Origin of the sequence: Chthoniobacter flavus Ellin428, from assembly GCF_000173075.1 — a bacterium.
Classification (GTDB): domain Bacteria; phylum Verrucomicrobiota; class Verrucomicrobiia; order Chthoniobacterales; family Chthoniobacteraceae; genus Chthoniobacter; species Chthoniobacter flavus.
This window is the reverse complement of the sequence record NZ_ABVL01000018.1, coordinates 33,687-52,114: the sequence shown is the minus strand read 5'-3', so window position 1 is coordinate 52,114 and position 18,428 is coordinate 33,687. Positions and strand designations below refer to the sequence as shown.

Annotated in this window: 13 protein-coding genes and 1 pseudogene; 6 read left to right on the top strand and 8 right to left on the bottom strand. The window is 60.9% G+C overall.

Annotated features, from left to right (window positions below; genetic code table 11):
* Positions 1 to 283: 283 nt before the first annotated feature.
* Positions 284 to 2,224: an alpha/beta hydrolase domain-containing protein gene (locus tag CFE428DRAFT_RS23625; RefSeq protein WP_006982188.1), complete on the bottom strand. Its 1,941-nt coding sequence runs from the start codon at positions 2,222 to 2,224 to the stop codon at positions 284 to 286.
* Positions 2,225 to 2,414: 190 nt separating this feature from the next.
* Between CFE428DRAFT_RS23625 and CFE428DRAFT_RS23620 the strand changes: the two genes are divergently transcribed.
* Positions 2,415 to 3,320: a hypothetical protein gene (locus tag CFE428DRAFT_RS23620; RefSeq protein WP_131989404.1), complete on the top strand. Its 906-nt coding sequence runs from the start codon at positions 2,415 to 2,417 to the stop codon at positions 3,318 to 3,320.
* Positions 3,321 to 3,416: 96 nt separating this feature from the next.
* On the opposite strand, the gene CFE428DRAFT_RS23615 is transcribed toward CFE428DRAFT_RS23620, so the two are convergent.
* The gene (locus CFE428DRAFT_RS23615; RefSeq protein WP_006982186.1) at positions 3,417 to 3,635 is read right to left on the bottom strand and encodes a TraR/DksA C4-type zinc finger protein; all 219 of its coding nucleotides are present in this window, start codon (positions 3,633 to 3,635) and stop codon (positions 3,417 to 3,419) included.
* A gap of 264 nt (positions 3,636 to 3,899) precedes the next feature.
* On the opposite strand from CFE428DRAFT_RS23615, the gene CFE428DRAFT_RS23610 reads away from it, so the two are divergent.
* The 3 genes from CFE428DRAFT_RS23610 (at position 3,900) to CFE428DRAFT_RS23600 (ending at position 9,437) form a co-directional block, all read left to right on the top strand.
* Positions 3,900 to 4,649: an RNA polymerase sigma factor gene (locus tag CFE428DRAFT_RS23610; protein WP_131989405.1), complete on the top strand. Its 750-nt coding sequence runs from the start codon at positions 3,900 to 3,902 to the stop codon at positions 4,647 to 4,649.
* Positions 4,650 to 4,712: 63 nt separating this feature from the next.
* Entirely contained in the window at positions 4,713 to 7,046 is a 2,334-nt protein-coding gene (locus tag CFE428DRAFT_RS34345; RefSeq protein WP_006982184.1) for a bifunctional serine/threonine-protein kinase/formylglycine-generating enzyme family protein, read from the top strand.
* A 288-nt stretch (positions 7,047 to 7,334) separates the two neighbouring features.
* A complete protein-coding gene (locus CFE428DRAFT_RS23600; protein ID WP_006982183.1) occupies positions 7,335 to 9,437 on the top strand; it encodes a serine/threonine-protein kinase in 2,103 nt (700 codons plus the stop codon).
* 69 nt (positions 9,438 to 9,506) lie between these two features.
* On the opposite strand, the gene CFE428DRAFT_RS23595 is transcribed toward CFE428DRAFT_RS23600, so the two are convergent.
* The gene (locus CFE428DRAFT_RS23595) at positions 9,507 to 10,529 is read right to left on the bottom strand and encodes a cation diffusion facilitator family transporter (protein WP_042725651.1); all 1,023 of its coding nucleotides are present in this window, start codon (positions 10,527 to 10,529) and stop codon (positions 9,507 to 9,509) included.
* 154 nt (positions 10,530 to 10,683) lie between these two features.
* Entirely contained in the window at positions 10,684 to 11,046 is a 363-nt protein-coding gene (locus CFE428DRAFT_RS23590; protein WP_006982180.1) for a hypothetical protein, read from the bottom strand.
* 352 nt (positions 11,047 to 11,398) lie between these two features.
* On the opposite strand from CFE428DRAFT_RS23590, the gene CFE428DRAFT_RS23585 reads away from it, so the two are divergent.
* Complete coding sequence (locus CFE428DRAFT_RS23585; protein WP_006982179.1) at positions 11,399 to 11,722, top strand: RNA recognition motif domain-containing protein; 324 nt, start codon at positions 11,399 to 11,401, stop codon at positions 11,720 to 11,722.
* Here the strand turns inward: CFE428DRAFT_RS23585 and CFE428DRAFT_RS41310 are convergent.
* Positions 11,619 to 11,924 (bottom strand): annotated as a pseudogene (locus CFE428DRAFT_RS41310) (ATP-binding protein); the annotation flags it as partial. The gene CFE428DRAFT_RS23585 and the pseudogene CFE428DRAFT_RS41310 overlap by 104 nt on opposite strands.
* 245 nt (positions 11,925 to 12,169) lie before the next feature.
* Between CFE428DRAFT_RS41310 and CFE428DRAFT_RS23580 the strand changes: the two are divergent.
* Positions 12,170 to 13,441, top strand: coding sequence for a family 10 glycosylhydrolase (locus CFE428DRAFT_RS23580; protein ID WP_006982178.1), 1,272 nt, complete (start codon positions 12,170 to 12,172; stop codon positions 13,439 to 13,441).
* 310 nt (positions 13,442 to 13,751) lie between these two features.
* Here the strand turns inward: CFE428DRAFT_RS23580 and CFE428DRAFT_RS23575 are convergent, their stop codons facing one another.
* The 3 genes from CFE428DRAFT_RS23575 to CFE428DRAFT_RS23565 all read right to left on the bottom strand — a co-directional run bounded on the left by CFE428DRAFT_RS23575 (position 13,752) and on the right by CFE428DRAFT_RS23565 (position 18,295).
* On the bottom strand, positions 13,752 to 14,408 hold the full coding sequence (locus CFE428DRAFT_RS23575) for a hypothetical protein (protein WP_042725650.1): 657 nt from the start codon (positions 14,406 to 14,408) through the stop codon (positions 13,752 to 13,754).
* 169 nt (positions 14,409 to 14,577) lie between these two features.
* Positions 14,578 to 15,279, bottom strand: coding sequence for an SGNH/GDSL hydrolase family protein (locus CFE428DRAFT_RS23570; protein WP_131989406.1), 702 nt, complete (start codon positions 15,277 to 15,279; stop codon positions 14,578 to 14,580).
* A gap of 4 nt (positions 15,280 to 15,283) precedes the next feature.
* Entirely contained in the window at positions 15,284 to 18,295 is a 3,012-nt protein-coding gene (locus tag CFE428DRAFT_RS23565) for a polysaccharide lyase family protein (protein WP_006982174.1), read from the bottom strand.
* Between the last annotated feature and the right edge of the window lie 133 nt (positions 18,296 to 18,428).

The following is an 18,428-nucleotide window of genomic DNA, read 5'->3' as shown; positions in this document are numbered from 1 at the left end:
CTCAAAATTCTCTGCAGTGCTAACCATGAAAATGTCCGCACGACGCGTAGAATTTTTGGCCCGCGAATCACGCAAATAACACGAATGAGGGCAGATCATTCGCGTCATTCGGGTGATTCGCGGGTCACTTTCCCTTCCCTGTCTTTTCGAATGTTCGTGGCTCCCCTTTTGGTTGCGGCTCCGCCGCGCTGTGCCCTCTGCGTTAAATTCGGACCGTTCCCTCGAGTGATCCCGGCTGCGGTATTATTTAAAATGCTATAACCCGGGCGGCCGGTTTCACGCCCTATTCTCCCGCTCGTTTGGAGACCCAATCCCAGCGCTCGCTTGCCTGTTTCATTTGCGGCTCGCGGTCGCTCTCCAGCATGAGCCGCCGCTCGATCAGTTGCTGGATGACCGCACTCACCTTCGTCATGAACTCGTCCTTCGAGGCGTAGCGCTCTTCGAGTGAAAGGCGCGGATCGCCGGTCTTCTCCCGCTGAGTTTTGGTCGCGGCGAAGGGCGTCCATGCGCCGCGCAGCATCACGAGGGTATCAGGAGAACCCATGGATGGCGGACGAAATACCCAGCCGGCGGCGGTGCCGAGCGGCACGGCGAGGTCGGGCATGCGAATCCCGCCGAGGTCGTTGCCATCCGCATCGACTTGCGGGACGAGCAGTGGCAGTGCGGTGCCTTCGCCCGCGCCATCGGGCCAGAGCGGATCGCGTACGCGTCCACCCGCTTGCACCGCGTTGGGCGCGGCGATACCGGGCACTTTCGGGTAATGAATGTCGGCCACGGGCGTGAGCGTGCCATCGGCGAGTTTGGGGTAAACGCTCGGCGGTGGCTCGACGCCTTCGCTCACCCAGCGGTGCATCGCCGTCCGCAGCGCGTTCACCGTGGCATTCGCATTGATCGGATCCGCGAGCGGAGCGCCGCTGGCCTGGGCGGTCGGGGGAAAGGGGGCCGGTCCATGGGAGGTACCGGCCAGGAAATACGAGCGCACATTCGCGGGGAAGGCGATGTCTTGCGTGCCGGCAACATTCGTATGCGTGAGTGCGGCCACGCGACCGCCGCCCCAGTATTCGGTGGCCGTGTTGGTGTAGAAGATCTTGGGGGCTTGTTTCACCCGCGGGTTTTCGAGGATGCCTTCGGAGTGGCCGCTGACCGGATCCCGCTGCGCGGTGTCCGCGAAGGGATACGAGGCCGTGTAGTAGCTCGCGAGGCTGCGCGGCGTGGCCCAGCGCTCATTGAGCACGAGCCGCCCGGCGCCGGCGATATGGGCCATCACGCCATCGAGCGCCAGGCGATCCTGTTCGTCGGTATCGAAGCCGAGATAGACGAAGTCGCGCAGCATGCGTCCGCATTGCGACGCACCGAAAGCATACGCATGCTTCACCGGGGCGAGCGAGGTCGCATCGTACTTCAACCACGATACCGCATCGCGGATGGCCGCATAGCCCAGCCCCGCGACGGGCGGCGCTTCGCTCAGGTAGAAAATTTCGTAGGTCTTCCCTGGCGCGAATCCGCCCTCGAGATGCAGGCGCTGGTTCTTCCAACTCCACTGCGTGCGCGGAATCTCGCTGCCCCCGGGCCAGGCAGCGCGCGTGCGCACGATGAGCTTGCTGTCGGGACCATCGAGATCGACGGGCGGGTAGTCGGCCAGGTCGGAGATCGTCTGTTCCTCGGTGGGTTTGTCCGGCGTGAACTGCGCGCTCACCACGCCGCGAATCGCCGAGCCATCCTTGTTCCGCGCCCGCGGCACTTCGATGCGCAGGGCATCCGGCTTCGCCGGCACGTCGAATTCCCAGCCGACGTTCAGCATCGTGAATCCCTGCGCCATCAGGGCCGCGGACAGGCTCGCCCTGCCTCCTCGATTCGGAATCTCCACCCACGCCGCGCCATTGCTGCGCGCCGCGTCCTTCGGCTTCCACAGCCGCAGATCCGCCACGAAGCTCACCTTGCCCGACGCATTCGTCGGCGCGAGGCCGACGTCCGCGATGACTGCATTGCCGGGCAACTTCGGATCGATTGCGAAGTGCAGTTTGCCGGTGATCTGCTCGTAACCCGTCTTGTCATCCTCCGTGCGTTGCAAGACCTCCACGCTGACGACGGCGGCCCGCGCGGCAATCGCGGAGCAACAAAAGCTAATGAGCAGAAGGCGGGAGATAGAAGGGATCACAAAGTAGGCGAGGGATTGGGAGGCCAGCGGCATCTTCTGATTCGTCCAGCGATCATGTCCATCCATTCCGGTCCGGCGTACAGCGTTGGATCGCTTCTCGTACGTGATCCGCCTAAATCGACTATCGAGATTTGGAACCGTCAAAATGTCGCCCGACCCGTATCGCGCGCGTGCTTGTTTCTAGCGTGGTAGTTGCACGCCACCCGCGGGGTTTTTTCGCCGTTGCAAGTCGAGGACAATTCTCTCTATTGGAGCGATGCGTTCCTCCAGGATGGTCTGCGCCTTGTTCATCGTTTTAGTTGGTCTGTTCAACCCGGCTTGGGGAGCCGAGTTGAGCGATCCGATTTTGGGGCAATGGAAATGGTTCACCAATTCGACCAAGGTCTTCCATTCCGACGGTCGCCTCACGAGCAACGTAGGTCACACATCGACCTGGAAGTGCCTGAATCCAGGCGAAGTGCCGCGCAAATATCGCATCTTCTGGGCGATGGGAACTGTCGATACCCTCACTTTGGACAAAGACGAAAACCGCCTCTCTGGAAAGAATGCCCAGGGGGTTGTGGTTTCCGGGAAAAGACTGACTCGCGAAGACCCGGACAAAACCCCCGAGGTGCCGGCTGTCGCGGCGAACCTGCCGCCCTCCCAACAAGTCGAGCCGCTGCTGGAGCCGTGCCTGGACGCGATTCTCGCGCCCTTGCCGCAGGAGCCGCAAATGCCGCGGGTGAGCGTGGAAAAGCTGCGCGCGACGTTGAGTGGCGAGGCCGTCAGGGCCAAAACACCATCGCAAAAGCAGATTTGCCAATACGCCATTTGGGTCTGTGATGCGTTGACCAACGGGATGGACGAGCGTGCCCAGACACGGGCGGCCGCCGTCTCTTCGGCGCTGGTGCCGTCGTTGTCCAATGGCGCGAGCATTGTCAATACGATGCCCCTTCACCCGGGAAGGAATTCCGGGGGCGCCGGGGAAGCGATTCGCAAAAAGCAGAAGGACGAGCGCGCCTATGCCGACCAACAGGCCCAGGCGTTTTCGTCCTTTATGGAATCCTCCGCCTACAAAGCCTGGGTGACGAAGTCGACGAAACTGCGGGAGGACGTGATGGGCGTCTACACCAAGCTCGTCCAACTCGAAGCGGCGGAGCCTCCCGTCGAAGCTGCCAAATAGTCCGCTAAAGACTGCGTTTCTTCACGGCACGATTGGACCGTCTGCGTTGCGCTCGTCGCGGGCGGACAGAGCGACGCTACTTCAAGCAGAGCCTGGTCAGAGGAGCCGCTTGGGCTGGCGCTGGATGGATACTTCCTGGCCTGTGATTTTGAGGCTGCCGGGCTTGGCGGTGCCGCCGACGGTGACTTTCAGCTCGAATTCGCCGCCGATCTTTTTGCTGCATCTGACACAGACTTCGGTGTCGGGAATAACATCGAGCCGTTCTTTCGGTATTTCGGCGCCACAGATCCTGCAGTTTTTTACTTCGGGATTCATCGCGCCGCGCGTTTAGTCCGATTTCAGCGGGATGTCAAGCAGTCGATTGAAGCTTTCGCCAGCGTCTCTTTGAGGGTTCAACTGGATACGAACGTCATTCCGGATGTCGCCCTCCGGCCTCCCAACCTATTCGACGATAGCAAACGTGCGTTGGAAAAATGCGAGGCCGAATCGTGCGAGTCGAACCTCCTTTTAGGCTGAATGATTTCGAAGATGTTCGCTTCCAAGACGGCATGTTGCTGGTGTATTGCATCGATGCAAGATATGCGCCGCGAACCCCCCGCATCCTTCGGCCCAGACGTTCCGGAAGCAGGGCGTTTTGAATTGACGCGGTGGAGCGTGGTCGTGGCCGCCGGCGGCGATGACTCCCAGTTGGCGGACAAGGCCTTGGAGCACCTTTGCCATGCTTACTGGTATCCGCTCTACGCCTTTGTCCGGAGGGAAGGCCACTCCACACAAGACGCGCAGGATCTCACTCAGGAATTCTTCGCGCGTCTCCTGCAGAAGGGCTGGCTCCAGGCCGTCCGCCGCGAAAAGGGCCGGTTTCGCTCCTTTCTTCTGGCGTCGATGCGCCATTTCCTCGCGAACGAATGGGACCGCGCCCATGCGCTGAAGCGCGGCGGCCTGCAATCCCCGCTTTCCTTCGACGCGCAGTCCGCGGAAGAGCGCTACGCCTTGGAGCCCGCGGATCCCATGACCGCCGATCGCTTCTACGAACGCCGGTGGGCGCTCACCCTTCTCGATCGAGTCCTCGCCCGTCTCCGGCGCGAGTTCGCCGCCGTGGGAAAGGAGACGCTTTTCGAGGAGTTCAAACCCTCGCTCAGCGGCGGGAAAGTGTCTTACGCCGAAATTGCCGCGCGGCTGAATGCGCAGGAAACCGCCGTCCGGGTGGCCGCACATCGGTTTCGGCTGCGCTACCGCGATCTCATCCGCGCGGAGATCGCGGACACCGTGGCCGGCCCTGGCGAAGTGGATGCGGAACTGGCGCGCCTTTTCGCCGCCCTGGCCTCATGATTCTACAAAAAGTCCGTAACAACCTTGGGTCGGCGCTTCTTTAAGGGGGGAAACAAAACGCCCATGGAAACCTCCCGCTTCTGTCCGCAATGTCGGCAACCGCTCGCCCCGGATGCCCCCGAAGGCCTGTGCCCCCAGTGTCTGCTGAAGGCTGCCGCCGGCCCGCCGCCCAGCGGCGCTGGTGATGGCTTGCCGGACGACCTGACGGACATCGCCGCCCCCGCCGAGGTCGCGAAGAAACTGCCGCAGTTCGAAATCCTCGAATTGCTCGGCCGCGGGGGCATGGGCGTGGTCTACAAAGCGCGGCAGATCCAGCTCGACCGCATCGTCGCGCTCAAGATCCTGCCGCCGGTCGATGCGCTCTCGCCGAATTTCATCGCGCGCTTTACCCGCGAGGCGCGCGCCCTCGCGAAGCTCAATCACCCGAACATCGTCGCCGTTCACGATTTCGGCGAGACCAACGGCCTTTACTTCATCGTCATGGAATATGTGGATGGCGCCAATCTGCGACAGTTGCAGCAAGGGCGGAAGCTCTCGCCAGGGGAAGCGCTCGCCATCATTCCGAAGATCTGCGAGGCCCTGCAGTACGCCCACGAAGAAGGGCTTGTGCACCGGGACATCAAGCCGGAGAACCTCCTCATCGACACCAAAGGCCGCGTCAAGATCGCCGATTTCGGGCTGGCGAAAATGCTCGGTCGCGAACCGCTGGATATGACGCTCACGGTTTCTGGCATGGCCCTCGGCACCATGCGCTACATGGCGCCGGAGCAACTCGATAAACCGGAGACGGTGGATCATCGCGCGGATATTTATTCCCTCGGCGTGGTCTTCTACGAACTCCTCACCGGCGCACTGCCCGTAGGCCATTTCGAATTGCCCTCCCAGAAAGCGTCCGTGGATACGCGCCTCGATCGAATCGTCCTCCACGCTCTGGAGCGGTTGCCCGAGCGCCGCTACCAGCAAGCGCGCGAAGTGCAGACCGACATCGAGAGCGTCGCCTCCACTCCCCGCGCCGCCGCGGCTTCGCCCGCAGCCGCCGCCAGCACGCCGGTCGATCAGACCTTCCCGCCATCCCGATCCGCTGGGAAAAAGACATTCATCATCTCCGTCGCTGTCGCGGCCTTCCTCCTTGGATTTTGGCTGCTGTTTAGGCCAATCCCGCCGGCCGGTCCTCCGGCGCGTCCGGCGGCCGATGCTTCCACGCCCGCGGTCGCGGCCGGAAATACGGGAGTGCAACGGGTTTCGCCGCCGGTCGAGCCCCGCCGGACTCCATCACCCAGCGAGACACCAAGCGGCGGACACCTGGCGATCGATCATCCGGTGAACTCACCGGCAGCAGCCGTGGCGCCGAACCTCGCCTTCGAGGAAAAGAACTTTCGAGTGACCAGCATTCTTGTCGGCAGCGGCACGAGTCCCTCGCTCGCGGTCATCAATGGGCGGGCCTATTCGGAGGGAGAATTGCTCCGCGTGTCGAAAAATCCCGGTGCCCGGGTTCCAGTGCGAGTGAAGCAGATCTCTGGCGATAATGTCGTACTCGAATCCCATGATCAGACAATCGTCGTGCCGCTCCGGCGTCCGGAATTGAATCAAAACAAGGGAGCTACTGACGAAACCAAAACGGGTGGCCGCGAAGTCAAAAGCGTGGAATCCGCACCAGGACCGAAGATGGAGACGCCGGTCGCCACGCCTGCGGTCAACAGCCTGGGCCAGCGGTTCGTTCCCGTGGGAGACGTGGAGTTTTGCATCTGGCCGACGCGGGTGAAGGACTTCGAAGCATTCGCGCAGGCCGTCAAATTGCCGTCAGTGCGCTGGCGCAGTGCGGGTTTCAAGCAGGGACCGGATCATCCGGTGGTCGACGTCACCTGGCAGGAGGCCATGGCATTTTGTGAATGGCTCACGAACAAGGAACACCAGGAGGGAGTGCTTCCGGCGAATCGAGTCTACCGCCTGCCGAGCGACCTGGAGTGGAGCAAAGCCGTGGGGCTTCCCGAGGAACCGCAAAAAACGCCCGCCGAACGAGACAGCGTTATCGCCGATGTGTATCCGTGGGGCACCGAGTGGCCGCCGCCGCCGCGCGCTGGAAATTATACCGGCGAAGAAACGGGATCGGACGTCGCGATCAAGGGTTACGACGATGGATTCCCGTGGACCTCTCCCGTGGGGAGTTTCAAGCCGAACCAATATGGACTTTACGATATGGGCGGCAACGTTTGGCAGTGGTGTCTGGATTCCTGGAACGAGACATCCACGGCCAAAGTCCTGCGCGGCGCGTCCTGGTACAATGGCGCGCGGAAATTGAGCCTCCTCTCTTCCTGCCGGGTCCATGCGGCGCCCGACAGCAGCACCGACAATTACGGATTCCGAATCGTCAGGGCCTCGTCGGAAAAAGGGAAGTGACTGCTGATTCCCGCGTCAAAAAATGAGAGACTGTGAAATAAATGGGGAGGGTCACGGCCCTCTCCTATTTATTTCACAGTCCCTTAGGATCAAAATAATGTCGCCGCGGTCGGGCGGGGACGGAGATGCGATCGCGCTCAATTACTCTGATGGATCGAAGCCAATCCTCTGATCGTATCGAAAACGAGAAAACTGGCCTTATATTTTTGTGCCAACGAGGCATCGCAAAATTACGCGGGGAGGGGGGATTTGCCGGAACGGGGCACGCTATTTTCTCTCTAGAGAAGGATGACCGCGACCGATAGCTATGCCGATATTGCCGACGCGCCAGAGTGCGTTTCTCTTCGTGAGGGGCAGCGCGTTTTTGAACGATATGTGCTCGTAGAGATGGCCGGGCGTGAATGCAGGGGAACGCTGTGGAAGGCCCGCGACAAGACGCTCGATCGAATCGTGGCCCTGAAGTTTTTACCCGATCGGCTCTATCGGGATGCCGCGGCGCGAGACGAATTGAAACAGGAGACGCGACGGTGTCTCGAACTCGCGCACCCGAACATCGTGCGCATTCACGATTTCCTCGAGGATGGAGACATGGCCGCGATCGCCATGGAATATGTGGATGGGCTGAATCTTTCGGAGTTGCGGATGGAACGCCCGAGCCGGTGTTTCAAACCGGAGGAGTTGAGTGTTTGGGTGACCGAATTGTGCGCCGTGATCGACTACGCCCACGAGACCGGGCGCTGCCTGCTCCACAAACTCAAGCCGGACAGTCTCATGGTCAATTCCCTCGGAGCCCTGAAGATCACCGACTTCGGCTTCGTCTTTGGCACGCGAGGCCACGCAGAGGCCGGGGCGAATCACGACGCCACGCTCGGTTACATGAGTCCGCAACAGGTCATGGGAGAGCCGCCTTCACCGAGCGACGATATCTACGCGGTGGGAGCCACCCTCTACGAATTACTGACCGGCAAGCCGCCCTTTGACGGTGACGACTTGAGCACGCAGATCCGGGAGGTGATTCCGGAGAGTATGGCTCAGCGGCGCCGCAATTCCGGCCGGCCCGAGTCCGCGCTTCCGCCTGCTTGGGAAGACGCGATTGCCGCGTGTCTGGCCAAGGAACCCTGCCGGCGGCCGGCCTCCGGTAAAGAAATGGTCTGCCTTCTTGGACTAGCGGTGCAGCCCCCCGCCGAGGCCACGGGACGGGCCGCACGGGCATTTTCTTTCGCGGAAATATCGGCCTCGATCGCCAAGTGGCTGAAGGATCCCCGACTCGCGAGCGCGCTTTCGCGGGTGGCCGGGCAAGTGCGGACCGGGATGGCGCAATTGAAAAGGACGCGACTGGATCCGGCACAATTGAGCAGGGTGCCGTGGAAACAATACCGCCCCATCATCATCAGCGCGGCGATTCTCTGCGCGCCGCTGGCGATTTTCTTCGCCATTCGACCCTGGCTCGTGAAAAAGCACCCCCCATCTGCCGAGCCGGTGGCGGTCGTCGCTCCCGCAGTGGTGCCGGCTCCCGCAGTGGCATCGGTTCCCGCAGTGGTGCCGGCTCCCGCAGTGGCATCGGTTCCCGCAGTGGCGCCGGCTCCCGCAGTGGCGCCGGTTCCCGCAGTGGCGCCGGTTCCCGCAGTGGCGCCGGTTCCCGCAGTGGCATCGGCTCCGGCGTCCGCGTCGCTGCTGCCAGCCGCCCCTCCTGCGGCGGTGGCTACGGCGACTCCGGTCGTTGCCCCTGCGGTTCCTCCTTCGCCTGCCTCCGCTGAAGTGCCGGCGATTCCCCATGTGCCGCCACAGACGGCGGATCAACGTGCGTTGGCGGAGCCGATTCCCACGCCGGAGGCCGGGGCCCAGGTCCGGATCGAGACCGTTCCTCCCGGCATTCCATTTCAAGTCATGCCCGATTCTCCGGACGCCTCCGCCCATCCCGAGGCGCAGAGTTCCGGCGTGTCACCGGCGACGCTTATTCTGCCGCAGGGCGCGTACCGCATCGTTTATTCGCTCCCGGGCCAGGCGCCCCGGATGACCAGCGTGAAAGTGCCGGCCGCGGGAAGTGCCCTCTTCCAACAGGAGTTCCCGCATGGGGTGGTGAAAGTGTCCTGCCAGCCCGATCGCGCGGAGGTGATTTGCGATGGACGAGCCGTCGGCGCCGCCCCCCTTGATTTGTTGTTGCCGCCCGGCCGTCACGAAATCGGGGCCCGCTGGAATGGCCACCAGGCACGGACCCGGACTGTCGAACTGGCGGCCGCCGGAGAGCAGACGCTCGCTTTCGAATTTCACGCGAGTTCTTCCTCCCCGCGGTCTCATCACTCGAAGAAAAAGCCGGACGATTCTCTCTTCGCGAAGATCGGCCGTGGTTTCAAAAACCTCTTCGAGGGCGATTCCGACAGGAGACACTGATCCACCGGTGCGGCCGTCGGCCGCCGTGCATGGCTTACCTCGAGCGATAGCCGTTACAAGAGGCCGATGTTATACCACATGGGCGGGCGCCAGATGGCATTCCACGTCACCATGCTCGATTTGCACGGTGGAATGGCCGATGCCGAATTTTTCCCGCAATGCGTGCGCAACGTCGTGCAGGAAATTGTCCCCCGTTGGCGGCACGGGCATGACCAGATGAGCCGTGAGAGCCACTTCCGTCGTGCTCATGCCCCAGATGTGTAGATCGTGGACAGTTTGGACGCCGGGGAGGGCCGCGAGGTAGTTCTCGACAGCGTGTGGATCGATCGCCTCCGGCACCGCATCCAGTGCCAGGTTGATCGATTCACGGAGCAAACTCCACGTGCCCCAGACAATCACCGCGCCAATGAGAATGCTGACTGCCGGATCGAGCCAATGCCATCCGGTGGCGCGGATGGCGAAGCCGATGATGATGACGCCTACCGAAACAATGGCGTCTCCCGCCATGTGGAGAAATGCACCTTTCACGTTCAGGTCGTGCTTGCGGCCGGCCATGAAGAGCCATGCAGAAATGCCATTGATCAGGACGCCCACCGCAGCCACCCAAATCACGGTCGTCCCGGCAACCGGTTCAGGTTTGTATAGCCGTTCGATGGCTTCCCAAGTGATGCCTCCCACCACGATCAGCAAGACAACCGCATTGACCAATGCGGCGAGAATGGACGATCGGCGGTAACCGTAGGTGTGACGCTTGGTAGGGATGCTCTTGCCGATGTGAATCGCTCCCCAAGCGATAAGGAGACCGAAAACATCGCTTAGGTTGTGCCCGGCGTCGGACAGCAAGGCCAACGAATGTGCGGCCAGACCGTACACTACCTCCGCGATCACGAATCCCATATTGAGGGTCACGCCTACGGCGAAGGCGAGGGTGTTGTCCGGCGGCGCGTGGTGGTGATGGCCGTGGCCATGGGGATGATGATGGTCTCCCTCGTCACGATGATCGTGATCATGCCCATGACCTTCGTGTTCGTCATGGTGATGATCCTCTTTCCCATGATTGTGTTCGTGATCGTCTGGGTGGTTTTTGGGCATGGTTGCAGGATAGTATATTATTGCAAAAAGCGCTAAATCCCCCGTCCACCGCCAATGGTGTTATCGCCTGCCCCTAATGCCTCGGAAGTGCCGGCTCGACCTCGGTCTTTGTCAGATTCCTGGCAATGTCATCCGATGATGCAGTGTGGCCAGATTACCACTCTGGAAAAAGGCAGGGAGGCTGTTCTTCGGTGGGGACTTCGGCCACACCGCGTGCATCCACCCTGGCGGCAAGCCACGGATCAACGACTTCGATCTGTTGCAAAAAGCGATCCCGGTGCCATTCCTTTGCCGCCTCAAAACGCGCGGCAAAGAGTTCGACCGGAATGCCTTCGTGAACGGCTATCTCCTGTGCGAATTGCAGGAGGACCTCGCGAGTGGCGTGTTCGCTCGACATCACTTCCAGGTGCTTGCTGGCCTGTGCGGCGTCCGCGCCGCGAGCCCTTTCCAGCGACTCGACGCGCTCCGTGACGAGTTGTAGTGCTCTGCTGAGGGTTTTCAGGTTGGGTTTTTCCATATCGGAGGTTACTAGCGGGAATCGATTCCGACAAGCGCACCCCCCGATCTGCGGAAAATCAAGAAGATGAATGAACGTGTGCAGTGTGACGGTGAGTTCGCGGACAGCGTCCCACGCGTCCGCTTTTCCGCTCGGTTCATCCGCGTGCAAAACCCAAGGCGAAAGATATTTCTTGCGCTGGCGCCCAATCGCCTATCTACTGCGACTTACAAGTTTGGAACCTTTCGAGGTTTGGTAGATTGCTAGTTGTTTCAAGATGCGGATTTTTTCCGCGGACGTCAGTGGCAGTTTTGAGATCCGATAAACGGAAACAGCCACCCAGGTCCGCACTTGCAAGAAAGAAAAAACCATCATGTCCAACAAACTCTACGTCGGGAATCTCTCCTTCGACACCACTGAGATGGACCTTCAGGATACCTTTGCCGAAGCCGGCACCGTCTCCGAGGCCACCCTCATGCAGGACAAGTTTACCGGCAAAAGCCGCGGCTTCGGCTTCGTGACCATGTCTTCGAGCGAAGAAGCGCAAAAGGCGATCGACCTCTTCCACGGCAAAACCGTGCAGGGCCGTGCGCTCACCGTGAATGAAGCGCGTCCGCGTGAAGAACGCGGCGGCGGCGGCGGTGGCTCGCGCTCGTTCGGTGGGAACCGCTCCGGCGGTCAGGGCAAGCGCTACTAAGCGCCGGCAGCTTCACGATCTGCATTTCGCAAACGCCCCGTGCGCAAGCCGGGGCGTTTTGCTTTGCCGATGAGGGCTGGATCGCTGGAGTAACCCCCTCCGCAGGGGGCGTCGCGACGATGAGCATGAAATGGGCGGGACAGGCAAGGGGACCGCTGGCGCGGCGGATAGTGACGCACGAGTCTTCCAGGGGCCGTCGAAGTACTTGCCGCGATTCGGTATTGTCAAAAAATGCCGCCTGCCCCCTATCCCTTCTGCGGGCCCTGCCATTCGGGGCGTCCGATGTCGCTCAATGCAAATTCCGGCTGTGAGAGTTTCCGGTCCAATCAGAACTTCTTGGAAGAAAATCGCTGCCGAGCGTGCGGTTATGCTCATCGCTTTACGCTTTTTGCGCATCGGTTTGCCCGGCAGATTCATCCCGGTCTGTAAATCTGAAAGCCGCCCCCCATGAAACACGCCCTCCATACCCTCACCGCCGTGCTGCTGGCTCCGCTGGCGGCACTCCATGCCGCCGACCCCGACCGCATCGCTCCGCTCACCGCGCCGAAGCGGCTCATCCTGAATGATGACGGGCACAACGGATTCTACACGGGCCGGCTGAAGGACGCTGCGACGCTCCGGGAGGTACCGCAAAGAATGCGCGGCACGCAGGTGGGCATTTACCAATGGGGCGTCACCTTGGGCACGAAGGTAAACTACCCTTCGCGCATCGCCGAACTCTGCGGCGAGGGCATTTCGACGGAGACGCTCGCGGCGGTCCGCGATGGCGACCGGACGCTGGCGGGTTTGTTGCAAAAGCTGCGAGCGGATGGTGTGGATACGTTGCAGTGCATTGCCGAGGGGTGCCATGCGGCGGACATGCAGTGCTATGCCTCCGTGCGGATGAATGCGGTGTATCCCTTGAAAGCGAATGGTTGGGTCGGCGATAGCATGGCGCGATTCTTCAATTCGAAGTTCTGGTGGGATCACCCCGAGTGGCGCGTGCGTTCTCGCGATGGACGCGAGCAGCCCTCCTTGAGCTACGCTTTTCCCGAAGTGCGTGCTCGGGTGCTCGGCATCGTGCGCGAAGTGTTGGAGCGCGATGTGGACGGCGTCGATCTCGATTTCCTGCGCCATCCACCGTGCTTCGGTTATGAAGAGTCGCTGGTCAAAGGCTACCAGGATCGCTTCCATCTCGATCCGCAAACGATCCCGGACGATCACGATGAACGCTGGCTGCACTACCGCGCGGAGTTGATGACGGGGCTGCTCCGCGAGATCCGCCAGGCCGTGGACGAAGCCGCGAAGAAGAAAGGCCGGCCACTCGGCCTCTCCGCGCGCATCGATCACGCCAATTATCTGCTTTGGGGCTGCGATGTCGATGTGTGGTTGCAGGAGCGCTTGCTCGACATCCTCGTCGTCTCGCAGCACGGCCTCGGCGGATGGGATTTCGATCTGCGTCCGTTCGTCCAGAAAGCGAAAGGCACCGGCTGCGCGGTGTATCTCGGTGAAGAAGCCACCATCGCCGGGCGCGATCCCACGCCCGGAGACGTCGCCAAGTTGAAGCCTGGTGAGAAAGCGCCTGCCACCGCCACGACGATGACCGAAGCCATGTGGTTCGAGCGTGCCCGCCATTGGTACGAACAGGGAGCGGCTGGCATCCACATCTTCAATGGTGCCCCGCCGAGTGTCTTGAAATATCTGGGTGATCCGCCGGCGAAGCAGCCATCGGGAATCTGACCATCGCCAGACGTGCCCTGCCGAACACCGCTGGCGCGCGAGAGCACCTGGAAAGCGCCGATGAGTCGCCGGAATAGCCTCAGATCAATAGCTTCCTTCAATCCGCTTAGTCCAATCGGAAGCCCTCCGGCTTACGATCCATGCGTTACCCGGCGGGAATCATTGTTTTCCTGACGAGTAAGAACAACGAATTGCGTTACATTTTCGCGAGCAATCACTTCGCCGCCTTAAAGAATACATAACTGGTCTCGTCCATGCACACAGCACCAGGACTTTTTAACGCCGCTGGAAACACAATGATTCCAGTTGGCTATTTAACTTCCAAAAAAACCGCATCACTCGTGTACGACACCTCGGTATGCTGTTCCCCCTTGTTGACTCGGGTCGTGGCCACCCAGGCAATCCCCTTGGTTTTGTCAAAGTCAATACAAGCACTCAACGCATCGCGAACGACGCCTGCCTGCAGCGATGCCCTGACCTTGGGAACGACAACGAAAAAATACAGCTTATTGATGTCTGGAATGGGCAGGAAAGCGACCGTCTTGATAGACGGCACGGTGTCTCCGATCCGCGAAATCAACCCGTTGGGGCTGCCTTCAAATTGAAAATCGCCAAGCTTCTGCTCCATTGCATAGGAGCTGACGCTATTAGTCTGCCGGGATATTACGAAATGCAAAGTAGGCTGGGTAGGTGATCGCACAATTTCGTACTGAGGGAAGTATGCCCGAAGCAGCTTTTCTGAACTGGTGTATGCGTTGATGACATTGAGATCCATCTGCGGGCAGGAACTCTTGACACCCTTCTCGCCTGCAAAAAGTTCGAGAGCGAATACGTCCCCATTCCGTAGTGAAAGCTCACGGAGCACTTCTTGCAGAAAATGACCTCTCGTCCCATTTTCCTGCGCACTTGCCTGCGTCAGGAATGGACCGACGACAACGAAAATAAGGAATAGGATAGGGTATCGCATCGGTTAAGCATCCTCCGACTTCAGTTTATAAAGTTTCCCTTCGGCCAATCTACTTTCAGGAGATCGGGCGATCTAGTTCTAATTCTTCGACCAGTGAATTGCGGGATCCAACGCGGATCCGTCGGCGCCGGGACGATGACGAATGGTCGTCATCGCCAGGGATACGCGACTAAGGATTCGGCCATTTTGCGCGGACCGTCCGCTCCCATTCATCGGCCATCAATTGGTGGCCGGAGTACGTGGGATGAACTCCATCCCAGATCCAGTGCTCGGCGGGAGCGATTTTGCAGGCCGCGTCGAAAACCGGCTGAAAGCGCACCAGCGCGGCATCGTGCTTGGCGGCCAGCCTGGCCACCACGTCCTGCCGTGCCTGAATGCCGGCGCGCCATGCTGCGTAGCCGTCCTTCCGTTTGCCGACCGGCAGCGTGAAGGGCTCGCAGAGCACGATCCGGAGCTTGGGATTCGCGGTCTTCGCCTGGGTGATCAGTTCATCGTAAGTGCGCTCATATTCATCGATGGGCACGTCGTGCGACTGATCATTCACGCCGATGAGGATGCTCAACACATCGGGCTTCATCTCGAGGGTGTCCTTCTCCCAACGTTTCTGCAGTTCACGCACCGTGTTGCCGGATACGCCGCGATTCGCGAAATCGAGATCGAGCGCCGCGAACGCCGCTCCATATTTCGCTGCGATGATGAAAACGTAGCCGTGACCGAGGATATGATTCGGATCTGCGTTGCGACCACGATTCCCATCGGTGATCGAGTCGCCTTGAAAAAGGACGCGCGTGCCGGATGAGAAAGCGGCAATGGGTTCCACCGCCTGGAGATGGCCGAGCAGCAAGGCGATGAGGAGAAAGATGGGTTTCATAAAGTTAATGCCCTGCCACATGAACCGTCGCCGGGGGCGAAATGCCTCCCGCGTTCACGGCCGTCACTTGGTAGGAATAGTCACTGGCATTGTCCAACCCCTTCACTTTGGCGCCTTTGTCGGTATTGCCCTGGTCAGTGTAGGTGGTCTCGACCAATGCGGTCAGAAAATGGACCGGCCACTGGAATTCCGAAACGGTCCCCGTCGAACGGTAGATGACATAGCCCGTCGCGCCTGGCACTGGCTGCCAAGTGAGTGAAATTGCGTTGCCATTCCGCGTCTTTTTCCAATTGCCGGCGAGCGCCTCCGGAGCCGTGGCCGGCGGCGGGGGCAACGGCACTGCGGTCACCGCGTCGGAGGCGCCGCTGGTTCCGGCGGCATTCGTCGCGGTGACGTGATAGCGATAAATGCGTCCGTCGGTCGGCGAATGATCGGTGAAGCCGGTGCCGGCCGTTTCGTCCATCAGAACAGTGCGCAGCGGATCGGTGCCGCCGACACCGTCGAGATGCATCGTGGTTCGCCACACGCGGTAATAGTTCGCGCCGGGCGCCGCGCTCCAGGTTAGAGCAGCTTCGTGATGACCGGAGTGGGCGACCGTCAGCCTTGTCGGCGCGGGCGGAGCGCTCGCGGAGAGTTTCGCTGTCGGGGTCGTGCCCGCGCTCGGTTTCGAGTCCGCACTCTTTCCGCCGGGGTTCACCGACTGCACAACGTAAAAATATTGCGTTCCGTTGGCCGCGGTCGTGTCGGCGAAAGTCGTCCGGATTTGGCCGCTCCCACACACCGGTGCAAGGTGTCCGCTGGCCATCGACGCATAGCCGGAATCGCGTTGGGTGGAACGGAGGATGTTGTAACTCGTCGCCCCCGGCATCACCGGCCAGGTGACGAGCACCCGGTTGTTTCCTGCATACGCCATCACTTCCGCCGGCGCCGGCGGCACGTAGCCGGGCAACTCCAACCGCAGATAATCCACCATGAGAAACGACACCATCTTTCGCGAATCCATGGTCAGCGCGATCGTATTTTTCCCGGCGCGCAACAAGTCTGCCGGGAAGGTAATACGCTCGTCGGAGAACGGGCCGTGATCGCTGAAATGGATGCTGCTCGTGTCGGAGTACGGAGGAGCGAACCCGGCGGGCGTCATGGCGTTCGGCGCGCCAGTTACCCCCGCGGCAGTCCCGAGGTCGGCGCCATTCACCCTGACCACGACTTTGTCTCCGTCATTGCCGGCGAGCGCGATGTAAATAGACGCCGTCGCTCCCTTATCGGGAGCCTTTGCCAGATCGAAAGTGATCGTGCCAGTGCAAGGCTGATAGTCACCCTTCGCATCGGCCATCGCGGGCAGCACATAATTCCAGTCCTTCGTCCACTGGCTTTGGCCCACGACGTAGTTCAGCCCATCCGGGAAATCCAAGGGGAATTCCATCTGCCCGCCCCACACGGGAGTGGGAAAGCCGAGCTTCGGAGGCGTGCCGGGCGCCCAGTAATCCTCGCCGTGCCGGAACTCGTCCGCCTTCCGGTTCGGCGTTCCCAATTCAAACACCGTGGCCCCCACGCGAACCGGGGTCCACTGGATCGTGCCGAGATTCTCGGTTTCGCCCGCCTTCACCGCGACGGTGAATTCCTTTGACGGGAGATCACATGCAAAAGGCGGCTGTCCGCCCTCCAGTTTCTGCGAAAGGAACGTCCCCGCCGCGCCCGGGCCAAAGGCCCACAGCAGATACTTTTCACCCGCGTGGACGTTGGGGATGGTAAAGCTTCCGTCCGCTTCCGTCTTGACCCACCACTGATAAGTCTTCGACCACTTCTGAAAGTCGTAGAAGCCCTTGTAGGTCTGCGGCTGCCGCTGCAGGCCGACCCACAGGCCCGCCGCGGAGGCGTTCGGATTGCCGCTATCATGGATCACGATCTTCCCCTTCACCACGCCGCGCCCGGACGCGGGAACGAAGTGCTCATTTTTGAACCAGGCGTAGGGCCACGCCTTTGCCTCCGCCTCGGCTCGCGCCTGCGCGTCCTGGAAGAGCAGGTGCGCCGCCTGCTTCGCATCCTTCACCGAGGCGGGCACGCTGTTCAGGTAGGTGAACCAGGGGCCGCAGGTTTTCGTCCACACCTCTCCATTGTCCAGGTAGCCATCGGATCCCATGCCAACTTCCCCGGTGAGAATGGAGTTGTTGAGCTCGCTGTACGGATACGACGACACATCCCGTTTCAGCGGGCCGCCGTTGCTGAATTCCATGGTCGTCATCATCCAGCGGCCGACATTCAGTCCCCCTTGGCCGACACTGCTCCAGCCCCAGGCCCGCAAGTCCGAGTGATCCTGGCCGTAGATGAACTTGTCCGCGTAATTTCCCGCCTGCGTGCCATCGAGACAGACGGTGATCTCATGCGGTGAGTCCGGCACTTTCACCCCCGTCTTCGTCGGGACTCCGATGAACCAATTCCGCTTGTCGTCCGCGCTCAACCAATTGAACGCCGCCGGAACGCGAGTGACCACTCCCCACGCGCCCACCTCGAACCGCTCATCCTGTGGGCGATGGGTCATCGTCGCCGTGGAATAAAAACCGGGGGAACCGCGCAACATGGAGAAATGGATTTCCATCACCCCATTTTTCTCCGTGCTGCTGACCAACTTCACGTCGGCCAGGTCGCCGCCATTGCTGGCCGGGTCCACGGCCAGTGCGTATTCGAAGACGCCATTCCCCAGGCTGAACCCGCCATAGTAATACTGACCCTTGCCGCTCAGGGTTTCGCAGGTCTTCGGTGTGCCATCATGGTCATAGGTATAACCTACCGAGTTGAGCCGGCCGGTCTTGGTGACGATGACGATGGAGGCGATCCCGTTGGCCATCGTCACCGTGCCGTCGCCGTTCTCTTTCACCGTCACGTTTGGCCCGGGACCAGTCCTTCCTTCGGGCGCATTGGCGGCGGCGCACGCGGGCCGGAATGAAAAGGCGATCGCCAGTATCGCCAGAACCAGTCCGCTCACGCTGGTCAGCGCGCGCGCTAGCGACCAAACCACGACGATGACTTGCCTGGTTCGTCTGCCTCCCTCGGCAGAATGGCGTAAATTCGACCGAATCGTCGTAGAATGTCGCATGTTCAATGTCGAAATGGACCGTGTCGGAATGGTGAAGGATTTGCACCCTAATGAG

Bases quoted from the DNA above. Each gene is read 5' to 3' on its own strand.
- CFE428DRAFT_RS23625 (WP_006982188.1), bottom strand. From the start codon at position 2,224: ATGGATGGACATGATCGCTGGACGAATCAGAAGATGCCGCTGGCCTCC.
- CFE428DRAFT_RS23620 (WP_131989404.1), top strand. From the start codon at position 2,415: ATGCGTTCCTCCAGGATGGTCTGCGCCTTGTTCATCGTTTTAGTTGGT.
- CFE428DRAFT_RS23615 (WP_006982186.1), bottom strand. From the start codon at position 3,635: ATGAATCCCGAAGTAAAAAACTGCAGGATCTGTGGCGCCGAAATACCG.
- CFE428DRAFT_RS23610 (WP_131989405.1), top strand. From the start codon at position 3,900: ATGCGCCGCGAACCCCCCGCATCCTTCGGCCCAGACGTTCCGGAAGCA.
- CFE428DRAFT_RS34345 (WP_006982184.1), top strand. From the start codon at position 4,713: ATGGAAACCTCCCGCTTCTGTCCGCAATGTCGGCAACCGCTCGCCCCG.
- CFE428DRAFT_RS23600 (WP_006982183.1), top strand. From the start codon at position 7,335: ATGACCGCGACCGATAGCTATGCCGATATTGCCGACGCGCCAGAGTGC.
- CFE428DRAFT_RS23595 (WP_042725651.1), bottom strand. From the start codon at position 10,529: ATGCCCAAAAACCACCCAGACGATCACGAACACAATCATGGGAAAGAG.
- CFE428DRAFT_RS23590 (WP_006982180.1), bottom strand. From the start codon at position 11,046: ATGGAAAAACCCAACCTGAAAACCCTCAGCAGAGCACTACAACTCGTC.
- CFE428DRAFT_RS23585 (WP_006982179.1), top strand. From the start codon at position 11,399: ATGTCCAACAAACTCTACGTCGGGAATCTCTCCTTCGACACCACTGAG.
- CFE428DRAFT_RS23580 (WP_006982178.1), top strand. From the start codon at position 12,170: ATGAAACACGCCCTCCATACCCTCACCGCCGTGCTGCTGGCTCCGCTG.
- CFE428DRAFT_RS23575 (WP_042725650.1), bottom strand. From the start codon at position 14,408: ATGCGATACCCTATCCTATTCCTTATTTTCGTTGTCGTCGGTCCATTC.
- CFE428DRAFT_RS23570 (WP_131989406.1), bottom strand. From the start codon at position 15,279: ATGAAACCCATCTTTCTCCTCATCGCCTTGCTGCTCGGCCATCTCCAG.